25 protein-coding genes, 4 tRNA genes and 1 pseudogene are annotated in these 22691 nt (G+C 66.0%); 22 read left to right on the forward strand and 8 right to left on the reverse strand.

The annotated features are described in order from the left end of the window. Positions 1–24: 24 nt before the first annotated feature. The 3 genes from AC1DW4_RS14515 to AC1DW4_RS14525 all read left to right on the forward strand — a co-directional run bounded on the left by AC1DW4_RS14515 (position 25) and on the right by AC1DW4_RS14525 (position 890). Positions 25–324, forward strand: a complete 300-nt coding sequence (locus AC1DW4_RS14515) for an integration host factor subunit alpha (protein WP_477017997.1) — start codon at positions 25–27, stop codon at positions 322–324. Then, a complete protein-coding gene (locus tag AC1DW4_RS14520; protein WP_477017968.1) occupies positions 324–752 on the forward strand; it encodes a MerR family transcriptional regulator in 429 nt (142 codons plus the stop codon). Before AC1DW4_RS14515 ends, AC1DW4_RS14520 begins: the two co-directional genes overlap by 1 nt. Before the next feature lie 61 nt (positions 753–813). Further along, positions 814–890, forward strand: a tRNA-Pro gene (locus tag AC1DW4_RS14525). A 20-nt stretch (positions 891–910) separates the two neighbouring features. Here the strand turns inward: AC1DW4_RS14525 and AC1DW4_RS14530 are convergent. Together AC1DW4_RS14530 and AC1DW4_RS14535 are read right to left on the reverse strand one after the other, a co-directional pair. After that, positions 911–1135, reverse strand: a complete 225-nt coding sequence (locus AC1DW4_RS14530; protein ID WP_477017969.1) for a DUF2842 domain-containing protein — start codon at positions 1133–1135, stop codon at positions 911–913. Beyond that, positions 1135–1386, reverse strand: coding sequence for a transglycosylase (locus AC1DW4_RS14535; RefSeq protein ID WP_477017970.1), 252 nt, complete (start codon positions 1384–1386; stop codon positions 1135–1137). The genes AC1DW4_RS14530 and AC1DW4_RS14535 overlap by 1 nt, the downstream gene beginning before the upstream one ends. 146 nt (positions 1387–1532) lie before the next feature. On the opposite strand from AC1DW4_RS14535, the gene AC1DW4_RS14540 reads away from it, so the two are divergent. From AC1DW4_RS14540 to msrB, 5 genes are all read left to right on the forward strand, one after another. Continuing rightward, positions 1533–2624, forward strand: a complete 1092-nt coding sequence (locus AC1DW4_RS14540) for a COX15/CtaA family protein (RefSeq protein WP_477017971.1) — start codon at positions 1533–1535, stop codon at positions 2622–2624. Positions 2625–2807: 183 nt separating this feature from the next. Next, positions 2808–3284 carry a 50S ribosomal protein L13 gene (gene rplM / locus AC1DW4_RS14545; protein WP_477017972.1) on the forward strand — a complete coding sequence of 159 codons (477 nt, stop codon included), beginning with the start codon at positions 2808–2810 and terminating at the stop codon, positions 3282–3284. Between the two features lie 3 nt (positions 3285–3287). Further along, positions 3288–3791, forward strand: a complete 504-nt coding sequence (rpsI, locus tag AC1DW4_RS14550) for a 30S ribosomal protein S9 (RefSeq protein WP_477017973.1) — start codon at positions 3288–3290, stop codon at positions 3789–3791. A gap of 71 nt (positions 3792–3862) precedes the next feature. After that, complete coding sequence (argC, locus tag AC1DW4_RS14555) at positions 3863–4801, forward strand: N-acetyl-gamma-glutamyl-phosphate reductase (protein WP_477017974.1); 939 nt, start codon at positions 3863–3865, stop codon at positions 4799–4801. Between the two features lie 84 nt (positions 4802–4885). After that, positions 4886–5392, forward strand: a complete 507-nt coding sequence (gene msrB, locus AC1DW4_RS14560; protein ID WP_477017975.1) for a peptide-methionine (R)-S-oxide reductase MsrB — start codon at positions 4886–4888, stop codon at positions 5390–5392. Between the two features lie 2 nt (positions 5393–5394). Here the strand turns inward: msrB and AC1DW4_RS14565 are convergent, their stop codons facing one another. Further along, a complete protein-coding gene (locus AC1DW4_RS14565) occupies positions 5395–5760 on the reverse strand; it encodes a hypothetical protein (RefSeq protein ID WP_477017976.1) in 366 nt (121 codons plus the stop codon). Further along, positions 5757–7724: a class I poly(R)-hydroxyalkanoic acid synthase gene (phaC, locus tag AC1DW4_RS14570; RefSeq protein ID WP_477017977.1), complete on the reverse strand. Its 1968-nt coding sequence runs from the start codon at positions 7722–7724 to the stop codon at positions 5757–5759. The genes AC1DW4_RS14565 and phaC overlap by 4 nt, the downstream gene beginning before the upstream one ends. An 85-nt stretch (positions 7725–7809) precedes the next feature. Between phaC and AC1DW4_RS14575 the strand changes: the two genes are divergently transcribed. The 10 genes from AC1DW4_RS14575 (at position 7810) to AC1DW4_RS14620 (ending at position 13461) form a co-directional block, all read left to right on the forward strand. After that, complete coding sequence (locus tag AC1DW4_RS14575) at positions 7810–8256, forward strand: hypothetical protein (protein ID WP_477017978.1); 447 nt, start codon at positions 7810–7812, stop codon at positions 8254–8256. A gap of 61 nt (positions 8257–8317) precedes the next feature. Further along, positions 8318–9274, forward strand: a complete 957-nt coding sequence (glpX, locus tag AC1DW4_RS14580) for a class II fructose-bisphosphatase (protein WP_477017979.1) — start codon at positions 8318–8320, stop codon at positions 9272–9274. Next, positions 9274–11091, forward strand: coding sequence for a single-stranded-DNA-specific exonuclease RecJ (gene recJ, locus AC1DW4_RS14585; protein ID WP_477017980.1), 1818 nt, complete (start codon positions 9274–9276; stop codon positions 11089–11091). The genes glpX and recJ overlap by 1 nt, the downstream gene beginning before the upstream one ends. A gap of 58 nt (positions 11092–11149) precedes the next feature. Then, positions 11150–11224, forward strand: a tRNA-Glu gene (locus tag AC1DW4_RS14590). Positions 11225–11433: 209 nt separating this feature from the next. Beyond that, entirely contained in the window at positions 11434–11994 is a 561-nt protein-coding gene (locus AC1DW4_RS14595) for a cold-shock protein (protein WP_477017981.1), read from the forward strand. A 21-nt stretch (positions 11995–12015) separates the two neighbouring features. After that, positions 12016–12492 (forward strand): DUF192 domain-containing protein, encoded by a 477-nt coding sequence (locus AC1DW4_RS14600; protein ID WP_477017982.1) that lies wholly within the window; start codon positions 12016–12018, stop codon positions 12490–12492. A 49-nt stretch (positions 12493–12541) separates the two neighbouring features. Continuing rightward, a tRNA-Pro gene (locus AC1DW4_RS14605) sits at positions 12542–12618 on the forward strand. 72 nt (positions 12619–12690) lie between these two features. Continuing rightward, on the forward strand, positions 12691–12996 hold the full coding sequence (locus AC1DW4_RS14610) for an ETC complex I subunit (RefSeq protein ID WP_477017983.1): 306 nt from the start codon (positions 12691–12693) through the stop codon (positions 12994–12996). A 109-nt stretch (positions 12997–13105) separates the two neighbouring features. Further along, a tRNA-Arg gene (locus AC1DW4_RS14615) sits at positions 13106–13182 on the forward strand. A gap of 18 nt (positions 13183–13200) precedes the next feature. Beyond that, complete coding sequence (locus AC1DW4_RS14620; RefSeq protein ID WP_477017984.1) at positions 13201–13461, forward strand: hypothetical protein; 261 nt, start codon at positions 13201–13203, stop codon at positions 13459–13461. Here the strand turns inward: AC1DW4_RS14620 and metC are convergent. Then, complete coding sequence (metC, locus tag AC1DW4_RS14625) at positions 13458–14624, reverse strand: cystathionine beta-lyase (protein WP_477017985.1); 1167 nt, start codon at positions 14622–14624, stop codon at positions 13458–13460. The two genes, AC1DW4_RS14620 and metC, sit on opposite strands and share 4 nt — an antisense overlap. A 98-nt stretch (positions 14625–14722) precedes the next feature. Between metC and AC1DW4_RS14630 the strand changes: the two genes are divergently transcribed. Both AC1DW4_RS14630 and AC1DW4_RS14635 read left to right on the forward strand, forming a co-directional pair. Continuing rightward, positions 14723–15835 (forward strand): amino acid ABC transporter substrate-binding protein, encoded by a 1113-nt coding sequence (locus AC1DW4_RS14630; protein WP_477017986.1) that lies wholly within the window; start codon positions 14723–14725, stop codon positions 15833–15835. 48 nt (positions 15836–15883) lie between these two features. Next, a complete protein-coding gene (locus AC1DW4_RS14635; RefSeq protein ID WP_477017987.1) occupies positions 15884–17206 on the forward strand; it encodes a dicarboxylate/amino acid:cation symporter in 1323 nt (440 codons plus the stop codon). A gap of 3 nt (positions 17207–17209) precedes the next feature. Here the strand turns inward: AC1DW4_RS14635 and sseA are convergent, their stop codons facing one another. After that, a complete protein-coding gene (gene sseA / locus AC1DW4_RS14640; RefSeq protein WP_477017988.1) occupies positions 17210–18040 on the reverse strand; it encodes a 3-mercaptopyruvate sulfurtransferase in 831 nt (276 codons plus the stop codon). Here sseA and AC1DW4_RS14645 point away from each other — a divergent pair. Next, positions 18039–19613 (forward strand): cryptochrome/photolyase family protein, encoded by a 1575-nt coding sequence (locus tag AC1DW4_RS14645; RefSeq protein ID WP_477017989.1) that lies wholly within the window; start codon positions 18039–18041, stop codon positions 19611–19613. The genes sseA and AC1DW4_RS14645 overlap by 2 nt on opposite strands. On the opposite strand, the gene AC1DW4_RS14650 is transcribed toward AC1DW4_RS14645, so the two are convergent. Together AC1DW4_RS14650 and AC1DW4_RS14655 are read right to left on the reverse strand one after the other, a co-directional pair. Beyond that, entirely contained in the window at positions 19600–20820 is a 1221-nt protein-coding gene (locus tag AC1DW4_RS14650; protein ID WP_477017990.1) for a class I SAM-dependent methyltransferase, read from the reverse strand. The two genes, AC1DW4_RS14645 and AC1DW4_RS14650, sit on opposite strands and share 14 nt — an antisense overlap. Before the next feature lie 33 nt (positions 20821–20853). Beyond that, positions 20854–22356 (reverse strand): cryptochrome/photolyase family protein, encoded by a 1503-nt coding sequence (locus AC1DW4_RS14655; protein WP_477017991.1) that lies wholly within the window; start codon positions 22354–22356, stop codon positions 20854–20856. A gap of 86 nt (positions 22357–22442) precedes the next feature. Between AC1DW4_RS14655 and AC1DW4_RS14660 the strand changes: the two are divergent. Then, positions 22443–22691 (forward strand): annotated as a pseudogene (locus AC1DW4_RS14660) (3-deoxy-8-phosphooctulonate synthase); the annotation flags it as partial.

The raw sequence follows: 22691 nt of genomic DNA on the forward strand, positions 1-22691 counted from the left end.
TGAGGGGATCAGGCCTTGGGCGAACTGCAGACCTTGACCCGCGCGGACCTGTGCGAGGCCGTGCTCGAGGAAGTCGGCCTGTCGCGACAGGAATGCGCCAGCCTGGTTGAGCGCACGCTGGAAATCATCGTCGAGAGCCTGGAGCAGGGACACACGGTCAAGCTGTCGGGATTTGGCGTCTTTCAGGTGCGCGAAAAGCGCGCCCGCATGGGTCGAAATCCCAAGACCGGTGAGCCAGCCGCCATCAACCCGCGCCGCGTGATCAGTTTCCGCGCGTCCCAGATCATGAAGTCGCGCGTGCACGGCGCGGTGAACGGCGGCTGATGGCCAAGAGCCCTAACGCCTTTCGGACCATTTCCGAGGCTGCCGAAGCCGTGGGTGCCCCCCAGCATGTGCTGCGGTTCTGGGAAACCAAGTTCGCCTTCATCACGCCGGTGAAACGGGCCGGGGGGCGGCGCTTCTATCGACCCCAGGACATCGTCATTCTGAAGGCGATCCGTCGGCTGCTGCACGATGAGGGCCTGACTATCAAGGGCGTGCAGCGTCTGCACAAGGATCAGGGTCTGGCGCGTCTGGCCGCCTATGGCGATCCGGAGGCGACGTTCAGCATGGATGCCGAACTGGGAGCGGCAAGCGAGCGGGCCGGTCGCAAACCTCACGCGGTGTCGGGTGATGGCGACGTCCGTTTGCGGAACATTCTGGCCGATCTGGAGGCGGCGCGCGCGCGTCTCGACGCTGTTCTGGCGGCCTGAACACGATTGCGACTTTTAGGGTTTGCGGGGATGCCAACCCCCCGCTATAGGACCGGCCTCTCGGAGCGTGGCGCAGCCTGGTAGCGCACTTGACTGGGGGTCAAGGGGTCGCAGGTTCGAATCCTGTCGCTCCGACCATCTTCCCTTGACCCGGTCCCTTATTCAGACTTCGACCGCCCAAAACCGAACGGTCGCCCTTCCGCCCAGCTCAGAAGGGGCAGCAGTGGCACGCCCCAGGCGGTTCCCGCGATGCCGTAGAAGAGCAGATGCACCAGCGGGTGCTCAGGCAAGCGCGCGCCCAGGCTGACGACGGCCCAGACGTAGAAAGTCAGGAAGGCGACGATCCCGAGGGAAGCCACCGCGCGGCGAGTGCGCAGTCCCATCAGCGGGTGTTCCGGAACAGGTAGAAGGCGATCAGGCCCAGCACGGCACCGCCCAAGGCCCAGGCGGTCCACAGGAAGCCGTCCATGGTCGCCACGTCGAAGACGCGCACGGCCAGGAACCAGCCGCAGGCGGCGCTGACGCCCGCCACCAGCGAGGCCGCGAAAAGGCCGCGGCGACCGGTCACCATGTCGGCGATCCAGGCGACGGCGAAGACCCCGACGGCTGTCGCGACGATATCGGCATATTCCAAGGCCATCTCCTGAAGCGCGTCCGGTCGGAAACGCCTGCGTCATCAAACCCGACTCGATCTTGCCACCGGGCGGGAGCATACCGCGCCGGTAGCCCGACCCAACCGGGACAGGGCGTCACTGTATCCGTCCAATCGACAGGCGTCGAATGAAGCGTTTCGGAAGTTCCGATCAATCTCGTCCCGTCGCGATCTGGCTGTTCGCCTGCGCGGCCATGGTGTTCTCCATGGTGGTCATCGGGGGCATCACCCGCCTGACAGGGTCCGGCCTGTCGATCACGGAGTGGAAGCCCATCATGGGGGCGCTGCCGCCCACGAACGCCGCCGACTGGTCAGAGGCGTTCGAGAAATACAAGGCCATTCCCCAGTATGCCCAGGTCAATGCGGGCATGAGCATGGGCGAGTTCCAGTCCATCTTCTGGTGGGAGTGGGCGCACCGGCTGGTGGGGCGGCTGGTCGGGGCGGTCTTCGCCCTGCCGTTTTTCTTCTTTCTGGCGTGCCTGCTGTTCCCTGAGCGGTCGTGGCTGGGGCGGCTGGCCCTGCCGACGCGCCTCATCTGGCGCTGCGCCCTGCTGCTGGCCATGGGCGGGATGCAGGGTGTCATCGGCTGGTGGATGGTGTCGTCGGGTCTGTCGGAACGGGTCGATGTCGCGCCGGAGCGGCTGGCGACACACCTGGGTTTGGCCCTGCTGATCTTCATGGGCCTGATCTGGACCGGGCTGGAGGCCTGGAACGGTCAGGAGCACAACCGCGCGCCGCAGGGCTGGAGCCGTGGGGCCGCCGTCCTGCTGGGGGCCGTGTTCATCCAGTGCCTGCTGGGCGGGCTGGTGGCCGGGGCCAAGGCGGGCTTCATCTACAACGACTGGCCGATGATGAATGGCGCTCTGCTGGCTCCGGTCGACTGGGGCAAGGGGGGCTGGGCCTTCCTGCACGACCAGGCGCTTGTGCAGTTCAACCATCGGATCTGGGCCTATGGCCTGCTGATCGGCGGGACTGTGTATGCGGTCCAGGCCTGGCGCTGGAAGCTGGCCGAGGGGCTGGGCACATCGGCATTCGTGGTCGGTGGCGCGCTGTGGATGCAGGCACTGTTGGGCGTCGTGACCCTGATCAGCGTGGTGCCGCTCTGGCTGGGCGGGCTGCACCAGGCGGGAGCGGCCGTCGTGCTGGCACTGGCGACGGCCAACCTGTGGATGGTGCGGCGCTCGCAGCCACGGCTTTTTACGTCCGGACCGCGTCGATAAGCGCTGGCCTCATGCGGTATTTTAATACCGTTGCTAAAAAACACATTTTTATCAGTGCGTTATAGCTGATTGGTGCTTCGCCGTGCCATTGACGGCTGTGGACCCTTCCTCTACTAGCGCGCCTTCGCTCGCTCCGGTCCGTCCGGCTCGACCCCGTTTCGCCCCTGTTTCAGGAAACACCTCATGCTGAAGAGCACCACGGCTGCATTGAAGCCGTCAGAGGTCGACAAGAAGTGGATCCATATCGATGCCGAAGGCGTCGTGGTGGGCCGTCTCGCGACCTTCATCGCCATGCGCCTGCGTGGCAAGCACCTGCCGACCTACACTCCGCACGTGGACTCGGGCGACTACGTCGTCGTGACCAACGTCGACAAGGTGGTGTTCACCGGCAAGAAGAACACCGACAAGGTCTACTATCGCCACACCGGGCACCCGGGCGGCGTCAAGTCGACGACCCCGCAGAAGGTGCTGGGCGGCCGCTTCCCCGAGCGCGTGCTCGAGAAGGCCGTCGAGCGCATGCTGCCCAAGGAAAGCCCCCTGGCCCGCAAGCAGATGACGCACCTGCGTCTGTTCGCCGGCGCTTCGCACGACCACGAAGCCCAGCAGCCCGAGACCATCGATTTCGCCGGCCGTTCGGCCAAGAACACCCGGAGCCTCTAAGCCATGACCGACGTCACGCAAGAAGCGGCCACGGGTTTCGACGCCCTGAAGGGCCTCACGACCACCTCGGACAACGGCTACGACAACTCCGCGCCCGTCTACGAGAAGAAGGTCGACGCCCAGGGTCGCGCCTATTCGACCGGCAAGCGCAAGAACGCCATCGCGCGCGTCTGGGTCATGCCCGGCACCGGCAAGTTCACGATCAACGGCAGGGACCAGCTGCAGTATTTCGCTCGCGAAATCCTGCGCATGATGATCGCCCAGCCGCTGGTCGTCTGCGGTCGCGAGACCGAATTCGACGTGGTCTGCACGGTTGAGGGTTCGGGCCTGTCGGGCCAGGCCGGCGCCATCCGCCACGGCCTGTCGCACGCCTTGACGCACTATGAGCCGGCGCTGCGCCCGGTCCTGAAGCCTCACGGCTTCCTGACCCGCGACAGCCGCGTCGTCGAGCGCAAGAAGTACGGCCGCGCCAAGGCCCGCAAGTCCTTCCAGTTCTCGAAGCGCTAGTCGCAACCGCGACTTGGAATACAAAGGCGCTCCGGGGAAACCTGGAGCGCCTTTTTCTTTGGATCACGAGAATGACCCACACCATCTTCATCGACGGCGAGGCCGGGACCACGGGGCTGGAGATCCGGCAGCGGCTGGAGGGGCGTGCCGATCTCGAGTTCATCTCGCTCACCGGCGATCGCCGCAAGGATTCGGCCGCGCGGGCCGAGGCGCTGAATGCGGCGGACGCGGTGATCCTGTGCCTGCCCGACGATGCGGCGAAGGAAGCCGTCGCCATGATCGAAAAACCGGATGTGCGGGTCATCGACGCCTCCACGGCGTTCCGCGTCGCGACCGGCTGGACCTACGGCTTCCCCGAGATGGACGCGGTCCAGCGCGGCGAGATCGTCGGCTCGCGGCGAGTTTCGAACCCCGGCTGCTATCCAACCGGTTTCATCGGCCTGATGCGACCCCTGGTGAAGGCGGGGCTGGTGCCTGTCGACTGGCCGGTCACGGTCAATGCCGTGTCAGGATACTCCGGCGGCGGGAAATCAATGATTGCCGAGCTTGAACAGGGCGAGGGCGCTCCCGCCTTCCGCGCCTATGGCCTGTCGCTGCGGCACAAGCATGTGGCGGAGATGACCCGGCACAGCGGCCTGCACGTGCCGGTGCTGTTCGCCCCGGCCGTCGGTGCCTATCGCCAGGGGATGCTGGTCGAGGTGCCGCTGCATCTGGCGGCCCTGCCGGAGACGCCGTCGATCGATCGGCTGCACGGGGCCCTGGTCGAGGCCTATGACGGCGCGCGCTTCATCGAGGTGGCCGGGCTGGACGAGACCGAGGCTATGACGGGGCTGGACCCCGAGGGCCTGAACGGCACCAACACAATGAGGCTGTATGTGTTCGGCGACCGGGACGGCTCGCAAGCGCGGATGGTGGCGCTGCTGGACAACCTCGGCAAGGGGGCCTCGGGGGCGGCGGTGCAGAACCTGAACCTTATGCTGGGGCTGGACGAGGCGACAGGTCTGGTTTGATCCGTAAGACCTTCCCCCATGAAGAATGGGGAAGGTCTATTCGTCGCCTTGAAACCTCTCGCGTCATGCCGACGTATGTAGGGCATGACACAGACCTTCACGACATCGCGCCGCAGCCTGTTGCTGGGTGCCGCCGCCACCGGCCTCGCGGCCTGTTCCTCGCCCGGAGAAGCGGATGCGTCGGAGGCCCAGTACGCGACCTCGCCGTTCAGACGGATCACCGATGCCCAGTGGCGCGCGCGCCTGCCGGCCTCCAGCTACAATGTGCTGCGCCACGAGGCGACGGAGCGGCCGGGGACGAGCCCTCTTAACGACGAGCACCGTGCCGGAACCTTCATCTGCAAGGGCTGCGAACTGCCGCTGTTCCGCTCGCAGACCAAGTTCGATTCAGGCACGGGCTGGCCCAGTTTCTACGATTTCATCCCCGGCTCGCTGGGCATGAAGACCGATCTGGCCATCGGCATTCCGCGTACCGAATATCACTGCGCCCGCTGTTTGGGACACCAGGGGCACGTCTTCGACGACGGTCCGCGCCCGACGGGCAAGCGGTACTGCAACAACGGCGTGGCGCTGACCTTCCAGCCGGCCTGACCCTAGGGTTTGACCCGCATCGCGGATCTCGCCGTCAGGCCGAACAGCACGGTCGCGACGATCACAAGAAGGGCGAAATCCCGGCCCGGCAGGAATACCGGCACGGCGGCGAATGCCAAAACGATCAGCGGGATGACCATCGCCACGGGCACGCCCACGACGCGCTCGGGGATCATCGGCGGCGGGGGCGCGGGCGCGCGCCGCTCGATCAGGGTGTTCAGGGCCACGTAGCAGGCCGAGAAGACGACCGCGATGATGGCATACCGCAGCTGGTAGTCCGGCCGCCCGAACACGCCCGCCGTCAGCACCAGCAGCGTCAGGGCCGTACCGGTCGAAAAGGCCAGGACGAGATTGGGCTCGATCTTCAAGACTTGACCTTCACATAGCTGCCGGGGGCGGGCTCGATGGGGTTCAACGGGCCCGCGTTAGGATCGCGTGCCGCGACCCAGGTGCCGGACTTGTCATGCAGCCAGGCGGCCCAGTGTTCCCACCAGCTGCCGGGATGTTCGACCGCGCCGGCCTGCCATTCGGCCAAGGTCGCGGGCAGGGCGTCATTGGTCCAGTGCTGGTATTTCTTCGCGCTGGGCGGGTTGATGACCCCCGCGATATGGCCCGATCCCGCCAGCGTCAGGGTGACATCGGCGTTCCTGAACGCCTTGGCCGACCGGTAGACAGAGTTCATCGGCGCGATGTGATCCTCGCGGCTGGCCTGGAAATACAATGGGATGGCCACCTTCGACAGATCGACCGTGATGCCTCCGATCTCGAACTCGCCCTTCGACAGCCGGTTCTGCCCGTACATGGAGCGCAGATAGTCCATGTGCAGCTTCTTGGGCATGCGGGTCTGGTCGGCGTTCCAGAACAGCAGGTCAAAGGCCGCCGGCGACTTGCCCATCAGATAGTTGCTGACGAAGAAGGACCAGATCAGGTCGTTGGCCCGCAGCGCATTGAACGTCTCGGCCATGGCTGCGCCGGGCAGGACGCCGCCTGCAGCGTCCATCTGTGCCTCGACCTGGGCCAGCCAGTGCTCGTCGGTGAACAGCAAGAGGTCGCCGGCCTCGGCGAAGTCGTGCTGGGCGGCGAAGAAGGTGGTCGAGCCGACGCGGGCGTCGCCCTTGGCCGCCATATGGGCCAGCGCCGCCCCCATCAACGTGCCGCCGATGCAGTAGCCCACGGTGTTCAAGGTGTCTGAGCCCGACTGCTCGAGCGCCTTTTCGACGGCGCGATAGATGCCCTTCTCCAGATAGTCGTCAAAGCCGAAGCCGGCCTTGTCGACATCGGGATTGACCCAGGAACAGACGAAGACGGTGAAACCCCGGGCCGAAAGCCAGCGGATCATGGAGTTCTCGGGCTGGAGATCCATGATGTAGAATTTGTTGATCCAGGGCGGGAAGATCAGCAGGGGGATGGCGCGCTGCCTATCGGTGGCGGCATCGAACTGGATCAGCTCGAACAGCTCGTCGCGCCAGACGACCTGGCCGGGCGCGGTGGCGACGTTCTCGCCCACGACGAACTTGCCATAGTCGGCCTGGCTGATCTTCAGCTTGCCCATGCCGCGTTCCAGATCGGCGGCGAAGTTCTGCATCCCCTTGACCAGCGATTCGCCGTTGGTCTCGGCCATCGCCTTCAGCGCGGCCGGGTTGGAGGCGAGGAAGTTCGAGGGCGAGAAGGCGTCGGTCAGCAGCTTGGTGAAGAACTCGGCGCGGCGCTTCGTGATCGGATCGACGTCCTCGACCGAAGAGACCAGGCCGTTCATCCAGTCCGAAGTGACCAGATAGGACTGGCGCATCATGTCGAACATGGGGTTTTCAGACCAGGCCGGGTCCTTGAACCGCTTGTCCTTGGTCGGTTGCGGAGCCTCTTCGCCCGCCGCACGGCGCGTGGTGGACGCCCACAGGTCCATGTAGCGGTTGAACAGGTCGGCCTGGGCGGCGAACAGCTTGTCCGGGCGGGCGGCCAGGCTGGTCATCACCGAGTTCATGGCCGGGCCGACGTTGAACGGGTCGGGCGACAGGGCGGCGGGGCGGTCGGCTTGCGACAGGGCCGCCTCGGCGATCGCGGACTGGGCCGTCATGGCCGCGCGGGCCAGGTTCAGCGACAAAGTCTCGATCATCTGGCGCTGATCGGCGGCGATGTCCGGGATGGCGAAGGGCGATACTGTCTCTGCTTCGCGGTTCGAGGCCGGTTCGACGGCCGCCTGAACCTCGGGCTCGACGATCGCCTTCGGTTTCGGCGTCGAGGCGCGAGGCCTTGCCGAGGTCGGCCGACCGGCCTTTCGCGGAGCCTTGGCCGCGGCAAGCGTCGGGGGCGGGGGTGTCGGGGTCCGGGCCATGGGGTCCTTGTGCGCTTCCTGATCGGTCTGGACGTGTGCTGCGCCCTTCCGCCTGTCATCATCATGGCATATGACCGGCCCCGACATGAACGCGCATCAGGCGAAAAAGATAGCGGGACTGGTTCTGGCCCTGGCCGGGACCTCCGGATGTGCCGGGGCGTTCAATCCGACGACCGAGGCCAGCTCACCCATCGCGCCGCGCGTACAGGCCCTGGTCGATGCGAATCGCGAATATCCGCGCTGGGCTGACTTTCCGAGGACCTCGACCGATACACCGGCGCCGATCGAGGTGGCGGCGCGCGTGAATACGTTGAGAGCCTCGGCCGGAGCGTTGGCCGGAGAGGCCTCGCGGATCGAATGGACGCTGGGCGATACCGAAGCCTTTGCCGCCGAGACAAAGGCCCGCATCGATTCGCAACAGATCGCCCCAGCGACCGCCCAGACACAGGCCGATGTCGACGCGTTCGCCGCCGAGCTTCGCCGGCGCGGCACCGCACCACCCCCGATCGATCGGACCCCCGCGCCGCGCTGATCTGCGAAATTCATCGCCCGGTCGAGAGAATCCGGGGATCATCCCCTCAGGAGTACTGCACATGGCTGACACGGCCCCCTTCGCCTCGACGCTCGCGGCAGACGCCGCCATGGTCACCGAACTGGCCGCCATCGCGTCCTGGGCCCAGATCGGGCGGGGCGACGAGAAGCACGCCGACCAGCTGGCGGTGGACGCCATGCGCACGGCGCTGAACAGCCTCGATATCGACGGCAAGATCGTCATCGGCGAGGGCGAGCGCGACGAAGCCCCCATGCTCTACATCGGCGAGAAGGTCGGGACGGGCAAAGGCCCGGCCATCGACATCGCGCTCGATCCTCTGGAAGGCACCACCCTGACCGCCAAGGCCATGGCCAATGCCTTGACCGTGCTGTCGATGTCGGCCGGCGGCGGCATGCTGCACGCACCCGACACCTATATGGACAAGATCGCCATCGGCCCGGGCTATGCACCCGGGACCGTGGATCTGGACATGAAACCCGGCGACAACGTCCGTTCTCTGGCCTCCGCCAAGGGTGTGCGACCCGATCAGATCACCGTGTGCGTCATGGACCGTCCTCGCCACGAGGCGCTGATCGCCGCCCTGCGCGAAGTGGGAGCCAAGGTCATGCTGATCACTGACGGCGACGTCGCAGGCGTGATCCACACGGCCGAGCCGGAGACGGGCATCGACCTGTATCTGGGCTCTGGCGGGGCGCCGGAAGGCGTGCTGGCCGCCTCGGCGCTGAAGTGCGTCGGTGGGCATTTCCAGGGCCGGCTGCTGTTCCGCAACGACGACGAGCGCGCGCGGGCCCAGCGGACCGGCGTGACAGATTTCGATCGGAAGTACGATCTGCATGAACTGGTGTCCAAGGACGCCGTCTTCGCCGCCACCGGCGTGACCAAGGGAGCCATGCTGGACGGGGTGCAGATGGGCGCGAACTTCGTCACGACCCATACGCTGGTCATGGATTCCTCGACCCGGACCGTGCGCCGCATCCGCACGACCCGCCCCCTCTGATGGCGGATGGAGCCCCAGCGGGCGGTCTGACGCCGGGGTTCCTCGATGTGTCCCGGTCGCTGTCGGGAAGGGCCTGGCGGCAGCGTCCGGCCGAGCCGTCGGTGATCCGGGCCCATATGCAGGCGCTGGGGTTGGACGAACCCCTGGCCCGGGCGCTGGCGGCGCGGGGCGTGAAGCCGGAGGAGGGGGCCGCCTTCCTGGAACCGACGCTGAAGTCTTTGTTTCCCAATCCATCGAGCTTCATGGATATGGACATCGCCGCCGAGGCGATCGTGACTTCGATCCAGACGGGCGACAGCATCCACGTCTTCGCCGACTATGATGTGGACGGGGCGTCCAGCGCGGCACTGCTGGTCCGCTGGTTCCGGGCCCTGGGGCGCGGCCTGCCGATCTATGTCCCAGACCGACTGACCGAGGGCTATGGTCCCAGCCCCACGGCCTTCGACCGGCTGAAAGCGTCCGGGGCTGATCTGGTCATCACCGTCGACTGCGGCGCGGCGGCGAACGAGGCGATAGCCCATGCCTGCGCGATCGGACTGCGCGTCGTCGTGATCGACCACCACATGATGCGCGAGGAGCCGCCCGCCTGCGTCGCCGTGGTCAATCCAAACCGGCCGGGCGACACCTCGGGCCAGGGCAATCTGGCGGCGGCGGGCGTGGTGTTCGTGCTGCTGGCGGCGCTGAACCGAGAGGCACGCAAGCGGGGCCTGTTCGCCGAGACGCCGGAGCCCGACATTCGCCAGTGGCTGGATCTGGCCGCCCTCGGGGCCATCTGCGACGTCACCGGCCTGACCGGCTTCAATCGCGCGCTGACGGGCCTGGGTCTGAAGGTCATGTCGAACTGGGGCAATCCTGGCCTGAAGGCCCTGCTCGCCGTCGCGGGCAACGAGCCCGGTCCGGCCAAGTCGAGCCATGCAGGCTTCATTCTTGGGCCCCGGATCAATGCGGGCGGCCGGATCGGTCGGGCCGACCTGGGCGCGCGCCTGCTGTCCACGGAGGATCCGCAGGAGGCGCTGGCGCTGGCCGAGGAATTGGACGCGCTGAATGTCGCTCGCCGCGAAGTCGAGCGGGAGGTCACGGATACTGCCACGCGCCGCGTCGAATCAGTGGGGCACCACGCCGACGGCTCGGCTGTCGTCGTGGTCTCGGGCGACGATTGGCATCCGGGCGTGGTCGGCATCGTCGCCGGGCGACTGCGCGAGCGATGGCGCAAGCCCGTCGTCGTGATCGGCGTCGATGCGGTGGCCGGCGTCGGCAAGGGGTCGGGCCGGTCGCAGCCGGGAATGAACCTGGGGCGCGCGATCCAGTCGGCCTGGCGCGAAGGGCTCCTGCTGGCCGGTGGGGGGCATGCCATGGCAGCGGGTCTGACCGTACGACCAACGGGGATCGACGCCCTGAGGGATTTCCTGAACGAAGCGCTGGCTGGCGAGCAGGCGGACGCCGATGCGCTGGACTGGGTCGAGGTCGACGCCCTGATCGATCCGGGTGCCGCGACCCGAGCCGTGTTCGAAGGCTTCGAACGCCTTGCCCCCTTCGGTCCGGCCAACCCTGAACCGCTGTTCGCGCTCAGCGGCGTTCAGGCTCGCGAGCCGGTGCAGATGAATGGGGGTCATGTTCGATGCCGGCTGGTCGGGACTGACGGCGCGGCCATCAAGGCCATTGCCTGGCGCTGCGCGGACCTGTCCACGGGCCGGGCCTTGCTGGCCGGGCAGGGTGGTCTGAGTGTCGTCGGTCGTCTTAAGGCGGACGATTGGAACGGTCGAAAGGGCGTCCAGTTCGAGATCGAGGACATCGCCGATCCCCGTATGGCGGTTTAGTCGAAAGGGCGCTTGCGCCCCCCGGAATCGCCCGCTATATCGCCCGCTCTCGCGCAGCGGTCCCTTCGTCTATCGGTTAGGACGTCAGGTTTTCAACCTGAAAAGAGGGGTTCGACTCCCCTAGGGACTGCCACGCGGGATTTCTCCCCAGACATCGATATCGGACCACCATCCAATGCGGCATTATTGCCGTTGGAAGCGGCGGCGGTGTCGTCGGTGCATCAATCGACCCGGATAGCGCGGGTCGCCGGCAGAAAACCTGCGTTTTTCGCTTTTCCCGCGTTCACTGAACCGTGTTAAACGGAAAGGGGTCTGCATGGTGTGCAGGCCGGGGGGCTGGACGTGTCTGATAATGAGAGCCTGGAGGCGACCGATGTGGTCCGTGTCGCCGGGCGGGTTAAATGGTTTGATCCGGGTAAGGGGTACGGGTTCATCGTGCCCGACGATCCGGGGCAGACCGATCACAAGGACGTTCTCCTGCATGTCTCGAGTCTGAGGGACGCGGGACTGGATTTGGCGGGCGAAGGCGCGTCGATCCATTGCGACTGCGCGCGGCGCACCAAGGGCTGGCAGGTGGTTCAGGTGTATGATCTGGGCGCAGGCGAGCCGGACACGCTGATGCCCCGTCGCGCCGGATACGAAGGCCTGAAAACTGATTCGCGCAGTCTTTCGGTCTCGAGCGCCACGACGGGGAGCCTTGAGCCTGCCGTGGTCAAATGGTTCAACCGGACAAAGGGCTACGGTTTCGTGGTGCGTGAAACGGATCCGGGGGATATCTTCGTCCATATCGAGACCCTGCGCCGTTGCGGACTGGACGACTTGGTCCCCGGTGAGACGGTCACGGTACGCTTCGCGTCAGGCCCCAAGGGCTTGGTCGTAGCCGAAATCAAACCGGGCGGCTGATCCCGCCCCGAAAGGGCGGACATGCTGTCGAGACGTTTGCTGGTCGCAGTCGGAATCGGACTGTCGCTTCTGACCGGGGCTTGCGCCAAGGATGCGGGGCCGGTCGATGCGGCGGGACGCCCCCTTGAGCCGCTGACGATCGTCACGGCCAGCGGCGAGCACGAATTCATGGTCGAAATCGCCGATGACGAGGCCGAGCGGCAGCGGGGGCTGATGTTCCGTCCACCCCTGGAAGACGATCGCGGCATGCTGTTCGAGTTCCCGGTGGCCGAGGAACAGGGTTTCTGGATGAAGAACACGCCGAGCTCGCTGGACATCATCTACATTGATCCGACCGGCCGCATCATCTCGATCGCCAGCCACGCCACGCCCTATTCCGAGACCACCCTGCCATCGAATGGCGCCGCCAACGGCGTGCTGGAACTGCGCGCGGGCCGCGCCGAGGAAATCGGAGCGGTGCCGGGATCGACGGTCCGGCACCCTTTTTTCAAGCCCTGACGCCATCTTCCCGTTGCGGCCGCGTCCGGATGCTGGCAGACCCCTCCGCCGGAGTGTAGCGCAGCCTGGTAGCGCATCTGGTTTGGGACCAGAGGGTCGGAGGTTCGAATCCTCTCACTCCGACCATTATTGAAAGTGTGGCTATCGCTTCGCGCGCGGCGCTCCGCTACTTGAGCCACGATGAGTGGAGATACCGCCATGCTGGCTCGCATCTATCGCCCCGCCAAGACCGCAATGCAGTCGGGAAAAGCCAAGTCGAAGGATTGGCGGCTGGATTTCGAACCGGCGTCGGCGCGCACCATCGATCCGCTGATGGGCTGGACCAGTTCGTCGGACATGAACGGGCAGGTGCGTCTGACCTTCGAAACACGGGAAGAGGCCGTCGCCTATGCCGAGCGCCACGGCATTCCTTTCCGACTGCACGAGCCGCAGGAACCGCCCGTGATCCTGAAGGCCTATGCCGATAACTTCGCCACCAACCGCAAGCAGCCCTGGACGCATTGAGCGAAGCGGGCGGCTATCCCTCGCCGCGCGGCGGCTCGCTACTTGAGCCGCACTAGGGTTTGCGGCTAACGCAGCCGCTGCGGATCACAGTGTGTGTTCCGCGCCAAGAGCACCCATAGCTCAACCGGATAGAGCACCCGCCTTCTAAGCGGGATGTTGCAGGTTCGAGTCCTGCTGGGTGCGCCATCGTTTTGAGGAAACCCGATGTCCGACGTTCGCAACCAGGTCCTGCAGGGCCGCTTGATCCTGGACGGCAAGACCTTCACCGAGTGCGAGTTCAGAAACGCCGAACTCGTCTACAAGGGCGGTCCGCAGCCCAGCTTCGTCAACTGCCGCTTCACCCAGAGCCGGTTCGCGTTCGAAAACGAGGCTGCGAACACCGTGAACTTCCTGCGCGGAATGCTCCAGCCGCAAACCGGCATGCGCGGTTTCGTCACCGGCATGATGCCGGAGATCGGCGGCTAGGATTTCGTCCAGTCTTCCAGCGCAGCCTCAAGATCGTCGATCAGCTCTGCGGGATCTTCCAGGCCGATGTGAAGACGCAACAGCGGACCCTCGAGGTTCCGCGGCGATCGGCGCCACGCCATCTGCGGCGTCTCGTGGGTGATCAGGCTCTCGTAGCCGCCCCAGGAATAGCCCAGGCCGAAAAGCGTCAGCCGGTTCAGGAGGGCATGGGCCGAGGCCGTGGTGCCCCCGTCCATCACCACGCCGAACAGCGACGCCGCGCCGGCGTAGTCGCGTGACCAGAGATCGTGGTTCGGGTCACCGGGCATGGCGGGATACAGAACCCTGGAAACCTCTGGCCGCGCGTCCAGCCATCTCGCGACTTTTAGAGCGGAACGGGCCTGTTCAGCATATCTGAGGGGCAGGGTCCGCAGGCCGCGCAGTGCCAGCCAGGCGTCGTCTGGGGACACGAAGACGCCGATGTCCTCCACGGCCTGCGCCAGGGCCTCACAGATATCGGGTCGGGTGGCCGAGACCGACCCCATCATCAGATCCGAATGGCCACCGACATATTTGGTCAGGGCTTGAACGCTGACATCGACGCCGTGCGTCAGGGGTTTGAACGCAAGTCCGGCAGCCCAGGTATTGTCGATCACCGTCACTACGCCGCGCGATCGCGCCGTTCGGGCGAGGGCAGGGACGTCGATCATCTCGAAGGTCAGGGAGGCGGGTGACTCGATCAGGATCAATCGGGTGCGATCGTCAATCAGAGCACCGATCTCGACGGCCGATGCATCGGCGGAATGAAACCGGATGCTGACTCCTCGAGCGGCCATGTGGCGGCTGAGGAACCGTCTGACCGGTCCATACACCGCGTCGGTCGTCAGGATCTCGTCGCCCGGACGCGTCAAGGCCAGAAGCGGAAGGGTCACGGCCATCAGGCCCGAAGGGGCCAGCCAGCAGTCGGTGGCCGCCTCCAAATCCGCGATCGCCCGGCGCAGGGCGATTTGCGATGCCGTACCCTCGATGCCGTAGAGCGGTCCGAGTGTTGCGTCGCGCATATCCGCGACCGAGTCGGACAGCAGGGTGGACGCACGCTCGATCGGCGGGTTGACCGGTCGACGGCCGTCGCCGCGTCGCGTCGCTGACGCGATCAGACGCGTACGATCGGAAAGGGGGGCCAAAGGCTGTCTCCAGGGTTGCAGAGGGGACGCCGAAGTCTTCTAAAGCAGCGGGGTGCCTCGGGCGACGAGAGTCGTGCATCTGTGACTTAGGACGAACCATGGGCCAGCCTGCCACGGGTTTCTCGATCTGGACGGGCGCGATCTTCGCCCTGGCCGTTCTCGCTGCGTGCGGCAAGCCCGATCCCGAAACCCCCGCGACACCCGCGTCCACCACCATTGCTTCTCAAGCCGGGCCGGACAGGGTCGTGACCAGCGCGACTCTGACGTCGATCAAGCAACGGGGGCGTCTGAACTGTGGGGTCAACCAGGGTCTGGTCGGGTTCGCCTATACGGACAATCGCGGCGAATGGCGGGGCTTCGATGTGGATTTCTGTCGCGCCCTGGCCGCCGCGGTCCTGGGTGACGCGAGTGCCGTCCGGTTCGTGCCTCTGACGGCGGAAAACCGATTTCAAGCTCTGGCGGATGGCCGCATCGACGTGCTTTGGCGCAACACCTCCTGGACGATGGAGCGCGACACCGGCGGCGATCTTAGCTTCGCTGGCGTCAACTACTACGATGGCCAGGGCTTCCTGGTTCGCCGTGCCTTGACCCTGAACAGCGCGACCGAGCTGACCGGCGCGCGCATCTGCGTTCAGTCCGGATCGACCAGCGCCCTGAACGTCGACGACTATTTCAAGAGCCGGGGCATCGAGTACCGTGCGGTCGTTCTGCCGACGGAGGAGGCGGCGAGGCAGGCCTACGGCCGCGAGGATTGCGACGCCTTCTCGGCCGACGTCTCCGCCCTGGCGGCGGCGCGGACGACGCTGTCCGATCCCGGCCAGCACATGATTCTGCCGGACATCATTTCCAAGGAGCCCTTGGGCCCGGTCGTCCGGCGTGGCGACGAGCAGTGGACGGCGATCGTGCGCTGGACCCAGAACGCCCTGATACTGGCCGAAGAACTCGGCGTGACGCAGGACAATGTCGCGGACCAGGCCAAGTCCGCGCGCGACCCGCAGGTCCGCCGCCTGCTTGGCATGCAGGGCGGCTTCGGCTCGCGGATGGGTCTGTCAGATGGCTGGGCCAGGGATGCCATCGCAAGCGGTGGGAACTATGGCGAAATTTTCGAGCGAAACCTGGGCTCGCAATCGGCGCTCGACCTGGCGCGCGGTCTCAATGCACAATGGAACGCTCGACCGGCCGGCCTGATCTACGGGCTGCCGGTCCGCTGACATACGATCGGCTCGCGCGCGTCGCGGTCGAGGCCTTCCGGGGGACGAATGGATACGACGAAAAAGGGCGGGATCGCGCTCCATTGGCTGATGCTCATCGGCTTCACGGTCGGACTGGCGGCCGGGCTTTACGTCAACCAGGTCGTCGGGCCTGAGAACTATTGGGTCCAGTTCGTGACGTCGAACATCACCGGGCCGGCGGGTCAGATCTTCCTGCGCCTGCTGTTCATGCTGGTGATCCCGCTGCTGTTCTCGGCCCTGGTCGTCGGCGTGGCCGAGATGGGCGACCTGAAATCGCTGGGGCGGGCGGGGATCAAGACCCTGCTTCTGACGATCGTGGTTTCGGGCATCGCCGTGCTGATCGGGATCGGCATGGTCAACTATTTCCGGCCCGGGGACGGCGTCGATCCGGCCCTGGCCCAACAGCTTTTGGCGCAGGGGGCGGAAGGGGCCGCTGCAATCGTCGAGAAGGCGCCCGAGAACATCCAGTTCGGCCAGTTCTTCCTGGACCTGATCCCGTCCAACGTCTTCACGGCGGCGTCGGAGAACCAGATCCTGCCGGTCATGATCTTCGCCCTGTTCTTCGGAATCGGGCTGGTCATGGCCAAATCGCCGTCCACCGACCGGCTGCAGCAGGTGATCGAGGGTATCCTCGAGGTCACGATGAAGCTGATCAACATGGTCATCAAACTGGCCCCGATCGCCATCGCCTGCCTGATGTTCAACCTGGCGGCCCTGTTCGGCTGGGACCTTTTGGTGCGACTGGCGGCCTATGTCGGAGTGGCGGTGGGCGCGATGGCGATCCACATGTCGGTCGTCTATCCGCTAGTCGTCTGGATTGGCGGCGGCATGAGCCCGCTGAAGTTCTTCCGGGGTGTGCGCGAGCCGATGGTCGTGGCGTTTTCGACCGCGTCGTCGAACGCCGCCCTGCCGGTGTCGCTAAAGGCGGCCGAGGAACAGCTGAAGCTGCCGCGCAAGATCGCCCGCTTCGTCCTGACCGTCGGGGCCACCGCTAACCAGAACGGCACGGCCCTGTTCGAGGGGGTGACGGTCCTGTTCCTGGCGCAGTTCTTCCAGGTCGACCTGACGATCACCCAGCAGGTCGTCGTCATGCTGGTCTGTATTCTGGGAGGCGTCGGGACTGCCGGCGTGCCGGCCGGGTCCCTGCCGGTCGTGGCGATGATTCTGGTCATGGTCGGCGTTCCGGCCGAGGGGATCGGTCTGATTCTGGGCGTCGATCGATTCCTGGACATGTGCCGCACGACGCTGAACGTTACCGGCGATCTGGTGCTGGCCACCGTCGTGTCGCGCGGCGAAACGGACGACGTGGTGCCGGGCAATGAGCCCTATCCGGTGGCGCCGCCCGCCTGACGATCAGGCTGCGGCGACTGGTGTGTCCGGCCGGCCGCCCCATTCGGCCCAGGCCCCGTCGTAGAGGGCGCTGTCCTCTCCCAGTTCGGCCAGAGCGAGGGTCAGGATGGCGGCCGTCACACCGGAACCGCAACTGGTGATGATCGGTCGGTCGAACGTCACGCCGGCCTCGGCGAAACGAGTCCTCAGATCGGTGGCCGGCAGCAGGCGGCCGGTGTCGTCTAGCAGGGCCTTGAACGGCAGGTTCAGCGCGCCGGGCATGTGGCCCGAACGCAGACCGGCGCGGGGCTCGGCCGCCTCGCCCCGGAAGCGCAGGGCAGGGCGGGCATCGACGATCTGCGCGTCCCCGCTGAGGGCAGCCAGAACCGTGGCCATGTCGGCGACCGCGCCCGGCCTCTGCACCGGTTCAAAGGTCGCGGGCGTGATGGGAGAGACCGGCCCGGACTGAACCGCGCGCGTCTCTGACCGCCAGCGGGGCAGGCCGCCGTCCAACACACGAACGTCCCGCGCGCCCATCAGGCGGAAGGTCCACCACACCCGCGCCGCTGAGAACAGGCCGACGGTGTCGTAGACGACGATCCGGTCGGTCGCCGAAATCCCCAGATCCCCCGCCGCCCTGGCGAAGGCTGCGGCGGTGGGCAGCATATGCGGCAGGTCCGTATTGTGGTCAGAGACCGCGTCGAGGTCGAAGAAAACTGCGCCGGGGATTCGAGCGCTCTCGAACTCTGCGCGGGCGTCCCGGCCATCCAGGTGCCAGCTGGCATCGACGATCCGGAGATCGGGCGCGTTCAGGTCGCGAGCGAGGTCGTCGGTGGAGATCAGGAACGAGGTCATGGCCGAGCTTAGCACGGGTGGGTCGGCAGGCGCAGGCGTCCTGCGTCTTGTGCTGGGAGATCAGCTGTCGGACGCCCTGTCGGCGCTGCGCGACCTCGATCCTGCCCGCGACGTCGTCCTGATGGCCGAGGTCCGGGACGAGGCGACCTATGTCGGGCATCACAAGCAGAAGATCGCCCTGATCTTCGCCGCAATGCGCAGCTTCGCTCGGCGGCTGGAAGGGCGAGGAGTGACGGTGCGCTACGTCCGGATCGACGATGGCGAAAACGCGCACAGCATCGTCGGAGAGCTGGAACGTGCGCTGGCGGGCCAGCCGTTCGAGGCTGTCGTGATGACTGACTGCGGCGAGTGGCGGCTGGCGGAGGCATTGTCCGCCTTCGCCGCATCGACCCGGCTGCCGGTCGAAATCCGTGGCGACGCCCGTTTCATCTGCTCGCACGACCGGTTCCGCCGCTGGGCGTCGGGCAAGTCGTCGCTGCGGATGGAGTTCTTCTACCGCGAGATGCGCAAGGCGACCGGCATCCTGCTGGACGACGGCCAGCCGGCTGGCGGTAAATGGAATTATGACGCCGAGAACCGCAAGGGTCTGACCAAGGGCGTTCGTCCGCCAGAGCGTCTGCGCACGCCGCCCGACGCGGTGGCGCTCGAGGCCATCGCCGATGTCGAGCGCCTGTTCCCCAAACATTTCGGCACGACCGACACCTTCGGCTGGCCCACGACGGCGGAGCAGGCCGAGGCCGTGCTGGCCGACTTCCTGTCCCAGGTCCTGCCCAAGTTCGGCGACTGGCAGGATGCGATGGCGATGGGCGAGCCATGGATGTGGCACGGGCTGATCTCGACCTCGATCAATCTGGGACTGCTCGATCCGCTGGACGTCTGCAGGCGGGCGGAGATCGAATATCGGAAGGGCCGGGCACCGCTGAATGCAGTCGAGGGCTTCATCCGGCAGGTCCTTGGCTGGCGCGAGTTCGTGCGTGGCATCTATTGGCTGAAAGTCCCTGAGTATCGGCAGCGCAACTTCCTGGACGCGGACCGCGAACTGCCGTGGTTTTTCTGGTCCGGCGAGACGGACATGGCCTGTGTGGCCGATGTCGTGGCGACGACGCGGGACAACGCCTATGCCCACCACATTCAGAGGCTGATGGTGACGGGCAATCTGGCCATGCTGCTGGGGGTACATCCCGATGCGGTCGATGACTGGTATCTGAGCGTCTATGCCGATGCCTACGAATGGGTGGAGATGCCCAACACCCGGGGTATGGCCACTTTCGCCGACGGCGGGATCGTAGGGTCGAAGCCCTATGCGGCGTCGGGGGCCTATATCGACCGGATGAGCGACTACTGCGGGTCGTGCCGTTATGACGTGAAGGCCAAGGCGGGCGAAAAGGCCTGTCCGTTCAACCGGCTGTACTGGGGTTTTCTGGAGCGAAATCGGCCACGGCTGAGCGACAACGTGCGGCTGGCCATGCCCTATCGGACCCTCGAAAACTTCGGCCCCGAGCGCCGCGCCGCCTTGCTGGCAGAAGCCGAGGCCGCGCGGACCATGCTGGGGGCCGTGGTCAGGTCCGGGTGAGGGCCAGCTGGATCACATCGGTGCGGCGCGAGCGGAACCCGGCCTCGCAATAGGCCAGGTAGAAGCGCCACAGCCGGCGGAAACGCTCGTCGAATCCACCCATCTTGCGAATGTCTTCCCAGGCCCCCTGGAAACGCAGGTCCCAGCGATTGAGGGTGTCCGCATAGTCGATGCCGAAACGGTCGACGCTGTCCCATGACAGGCCCGCGGCCTCGACCACCGGCTGAAGTCGTGCCTCGCTGGGCAGCATGCCGCCGGGGAAGACGTATTTCTGGATGAAGTCGGTCCGGGCGTTGTATTCCTCGAACAGCTCTTCCTGGATGGTGATGATTTGCAGGCCCGCGCGGCCGCCTGGCTTCAGGACATCGTGGACCTTGTCGAAATAGGCCCCCCAGTATTCCTTGCCGACCGCCTCGAACATCTCGATGGAGGCGACCCGGTCGAAGGTGCCGGTGATGTCGCGATAGTCCATCAGCTCGATCCGGGTCTTCTCCGACAGACCGGCGTTGAACAGCCGTTCCCTGGCCAGATCGTGCTGCTCCTGGGAAATGGTCACGCCCGTGACGGTCGCCCCGATTTCCTTGGCCGCATATTCCGCGAACCCACCCCAGCCGCATCCGATTTCCAGCACGCTCATGCCGGGCTTCAGATCCATGGCCTGGGCCAGGGCGGCGTATTTGCGGGTCTGGGCGACTTCCAGGGGCTCGGACGGATTCAGGAACTTCGCCGACGAATAGGTCATCGAGCGGTCCAGCCATTCGGCATAGAAGGCATTGCCCAGGTCGTAGTGGGCGGTGATGTTCTTCCTCGACCCGCGACGGCTGTTGCGGTTGAGCTTGTGGGCGATCCAGTTGACGGCCAGCATCACGACGTTGCCGTCGAACAGCCGACGGATGTGGTCATAGTTGTTGGCCAGGGTCTCCAGCAGCACGGCCAGATGCGGGCTGTCCCATTCCCCGGCCATGTATCCCTCGGCATAGCCGATATCGCCGTTGGCCAGGACGCGGCCGGCGAAGCGATAGTCCAGCACGTTCATGACGGCGCTGGGTCCCGGCGTCTCGCCTTCGAGCCGGTGAACCTCGCCGTTGGGCAGGGTCAGCGTCAGGCGGCCATAGGTCCAGTTGGCTGACAAAAGGCGGATCAGCAGGGCGAACACCCGCGGCGTACGATCGAGGGCGACCTCGGAATGAGCAAGCTGGACAGTCATGGATGGCAACCTGCGTTGAAGGCCGAACGCCGGTCAATCGGCTGCGGCATCTTGTCTTTCGGCGGTGACAGTCTTGAGCGCGGCGAGAGCGCGGTCCCGGGCCTTGGCATGATCGACGTTGGGCCGGGGATAGGTTGTGCCCAGGCGGACGCCGCAGTCGCGCAATATCTCAGGCGGAGCCTCCCACGGGGCATGGATCCACTTGGCCGGAACGCGAGCCAATTCGGGTATCCAGCGTTTGACGTAGACGGCATCGGCATCGAACTTCTGACCCTGGGTGACCGGATTGAAGATTCGGAAATACGGTGACGCATCCGCTCCGGATCCCGCGACCCACTGCCAATTCTGAGAATTCGACGCGAGGTCGGCATCGACCAGCGTGTCCCAGAACCACGCCTCGCCCCGCCGCCAGTCGATCAGCAGGTCCTTGATCAGGAAGGATGCCACGATCATCCGCACGCGATTGTGCATGACGCCGGTGGTCCACAATTCGCGCATCCCGGCGTCTACGATGGGGTAGCCGGTCATGCCGCGCGTCCACGCCCTGAAGCCCGCCTCGTCGTCGCGCCACGGCATGGCGTCATATTCGGGGCGGAAGGCCCTATCCGGCAGGGTGGGGAAATGGTGGAGCAGATGGGCCGAGAAATCGCGCCAGATCAGCTCGGCGATGAACTTGTCGGCTTCGTTCGACGCGACCCTGCCTGCGTCGGCCGTGTCGCGCGCGGCGATCCAGGCGCGCCAGGGACTGATCTCGCCGAAATGCAGGTGTGCCGACAGTCGGCTGGTCGCGGGCTCGGCCGGGCGATCGCGGCCTTCGGCATAGTTTCTGAGACCACCGTCGAGGAAACGGCGCAGCGCCTCGGACGCCCCGTCCTCGCCCGGCGTCCAGTCGAATCCCTGGGACCAATCCGGTTTGGTGGGGTGCAGGCCCCAGTCATCGATGTCTTCGCTATCGACGATCGGCGCAACACCCAGTGAGCGGGGTCCCGTCGAATGACCCGGCGGTTCGGCCTGGGCGCGCAGGGCCTTCATGAAGGGCGTGAAAACCTTGTAGGGCCCGCCGGTGCCATTCAGCAGCGAACCCGGCAGCGCCAGCAGCGAGCCGTTGGATCCCCGGCATTCGACGCCCTCCGCCTTCAGGGCATGGGCGATGTCGGCGTCGCGGGTCCAGGCGTCGGGCTCGAACAGCCGGTTCAGGAAGATCGTGTCCGCACCGGTCTGGTCGATCAGGCGGCGCAGCTCGGTTTCCGAATCGCCTCGTCTAAGGATCAGCGTCGCGCCCCGTTCGGCGAGCGATGCCGCAAGCGAACGAAGGGACTTGTCCAGCCACCACAGGGAGGCGGCCCCCGCTGCGCGCGCGCCCCCGCCTTCGTCGTGGATGTAGACCGGCAGGATCGGCCGACCGGTCGCGTGGGCCTTGTTCAGGGCCGGGTTGTCCGCCAGCCGCAGGTCGCGCCGGAACCACAGGATCACGGGGGCCGAACCGTCTTGCGCCTTGGTGGTCACGCCGCTGATCTCCGTGATAGGTTGAAACATCAGGCGCGAACGGCCACCTGACCGCCCCATAAGGGTGCGAAGGCCAACGCACCACCCGTCAGATTGTCTCCCCGGAAGGCTCGCCCATGAGTGCCCCCAACGCCGTCATCACCCTGTCCGGCAACGGCATCACGACCCCCGTGGTCATCGGCGGCGGCGCGCGCATCGCCCTCATCGCCGGACCGTGTCAGCTGGAAAGCCGCCAGCATGCCCTGGAGATGGCCCATGCCCTGAAGGAGATCGGTGAACGGCTGAACGTCGGCATCATCTACAAGACCAGCTTCGACAAGGCGAACCGCACCAGCGCCAACGCCGCGCGCGGCCTGGGACTGGAA

The organism is Brevundimonas sp. P2_A6, assembly GCF_056404975.1.

Excerpts from the sequence above, each read along its gene's own strand:
- AC1DW4_RS14520 (WP_477017968.1), top strand. The coding sequence starts at position 324 with ATGGCCAAGAGCCCTAACGCCTTTCGGACCATTTCCGAGGCTGCCGAA.
- AC1DW4_RS14530 (WP_477017969.1), bottom strand. The coding sequence starts at position 1,135 with ATGGGACTGCGCACTCGCCGCGCGGTGGCTTCCCTCGGGATCGTCGCC.
- AC1DW4_RS14540 (WP_477017971.1), top strand. The coding sequence starts at position 1,533 with ATGAAGCGTTTCGGAAGTTCCGATCAATCTCGTCCCGTCGCGATCTGG.
- rplM (WP_477017972.1), top strand. The coding sequence starts at position 2,808 with ATGCTGAAGAGCACCACGGCTGCATTGAAGCCGTCAGAGGTCGACAAG.
- rpsI (WP_477017973.1), top strand. The coding sequence starts at position 3,288 with ATGACCGACGTCACGCAAGAAGCGGCCACGGGTTTCGACGCCCTGAAG.
- argC (WP_477017974.1), top strand. The coding sequence starts at position 3,863 with ATGACCCACACCATCTTCATCGACGGCGAGGCCGGGACCACGGGGCTG.
- msrB (WP_477017975.1), top strand. The coding sequence starts at position 4,886 with ATGACACAGACCTTCACGACATCGCGCCGCAGCCTGTTGCTGGGTGCC.
- phaC (WP_477017977.1), bottom strand. The coding sequence starts at position 7,724 with ATGGCCCGGACCCCGACACCCCCGCCCCCGACGCTTGCCGCGGCCAAG.
- AC1DW4_RS14575 (WP_477017978.1), top strand. The coding sequence starts at position 7,810 with ATGAACGCGCATCAGGCGAAAAAGATAGCGGGACTGGTTCTGGCCCTG.
- glpX (WP_477017979.1), top strand. The coding sequence starts at position 8,318 with ATGGCTGACACGGCCCCCTTCGCCTCGACGCTCGCGGCAGACGCCGCC.
- recJ (WP_477017980.1), top strand. The coding sequence starts at position 9,274 with ATGGCGGATGGAGCCCCAGCGGGCGGTCTGACGCCGGGGTTCCTCGAT.
- AC1DW4_RS14600 (WP_477017982.1), top strand. The coding sequence starts at position 12,016 with ATGCTGTCGAGACGTTTGCTGGTCGCAGTCGGAATCGGACTGTCGCTT.
- AC1DW4_RS14610 (WP_477017983.1), top strand. The coding sequence starts at position 12,691 with ATGCTGGCTCGCATCTATCGCCCCGCCAAGACCGCAATGCAGTCGGGA.
- AC1DW4_RS14620 (WP_477017984.1), top strand. The coding sequence starts at position 13,201 with ATGTCCGACGTTCGCAACCAGGTCCTGCAGGGCCGCTTGATCCTGGAC.
- AC1DW4_RS14630 (WP_477017986.1), top strand. The coding sequence starts at position 14,723 with ATGGGCCAGCCTGCCACGGGTTTCTCGATCTGGACGGGCGCGATCTTC.
- AC1DW4_RS14635 (WP_477017987.1), top strand. The coding sequence starts at position 15,884 with ATGGATACGACGAAAAAGGGCGGGATCGCGCTCCATTGGCTGATGCTC.
- AC1DW4_RS14645 (WP_477017989.1), top strand. The coding sequence starts at position 18,039 with ATGGCCGAGCTTAGCACGGGTGGGTCGGCAGGCGCAGGCGTCCTGCGT.
- sseA (WP_477017988.1), bottom strand. The coding sequence starts at position 18,040 with ATGACCTCGTTCCTGATCTCCACCGACGACCTCGCTCGCGACCTGAAC.
- AC1DW4_RS14650 (WP_477017990.1), bottom strand. The coding sequence starts at position 20,820 with ATGACTGTCCAGCTTGCTCATTCCGAGGTCGCCCTCGATCGTACGCCG.
- AC1DW4_RS14655 (WP_477017991.1), bottom strand. The coding sequence starts at position 22,356 with ATGTTTCAACCTATCACGGAGATCAGCGGCGTGACCACCAAGGCGCAA.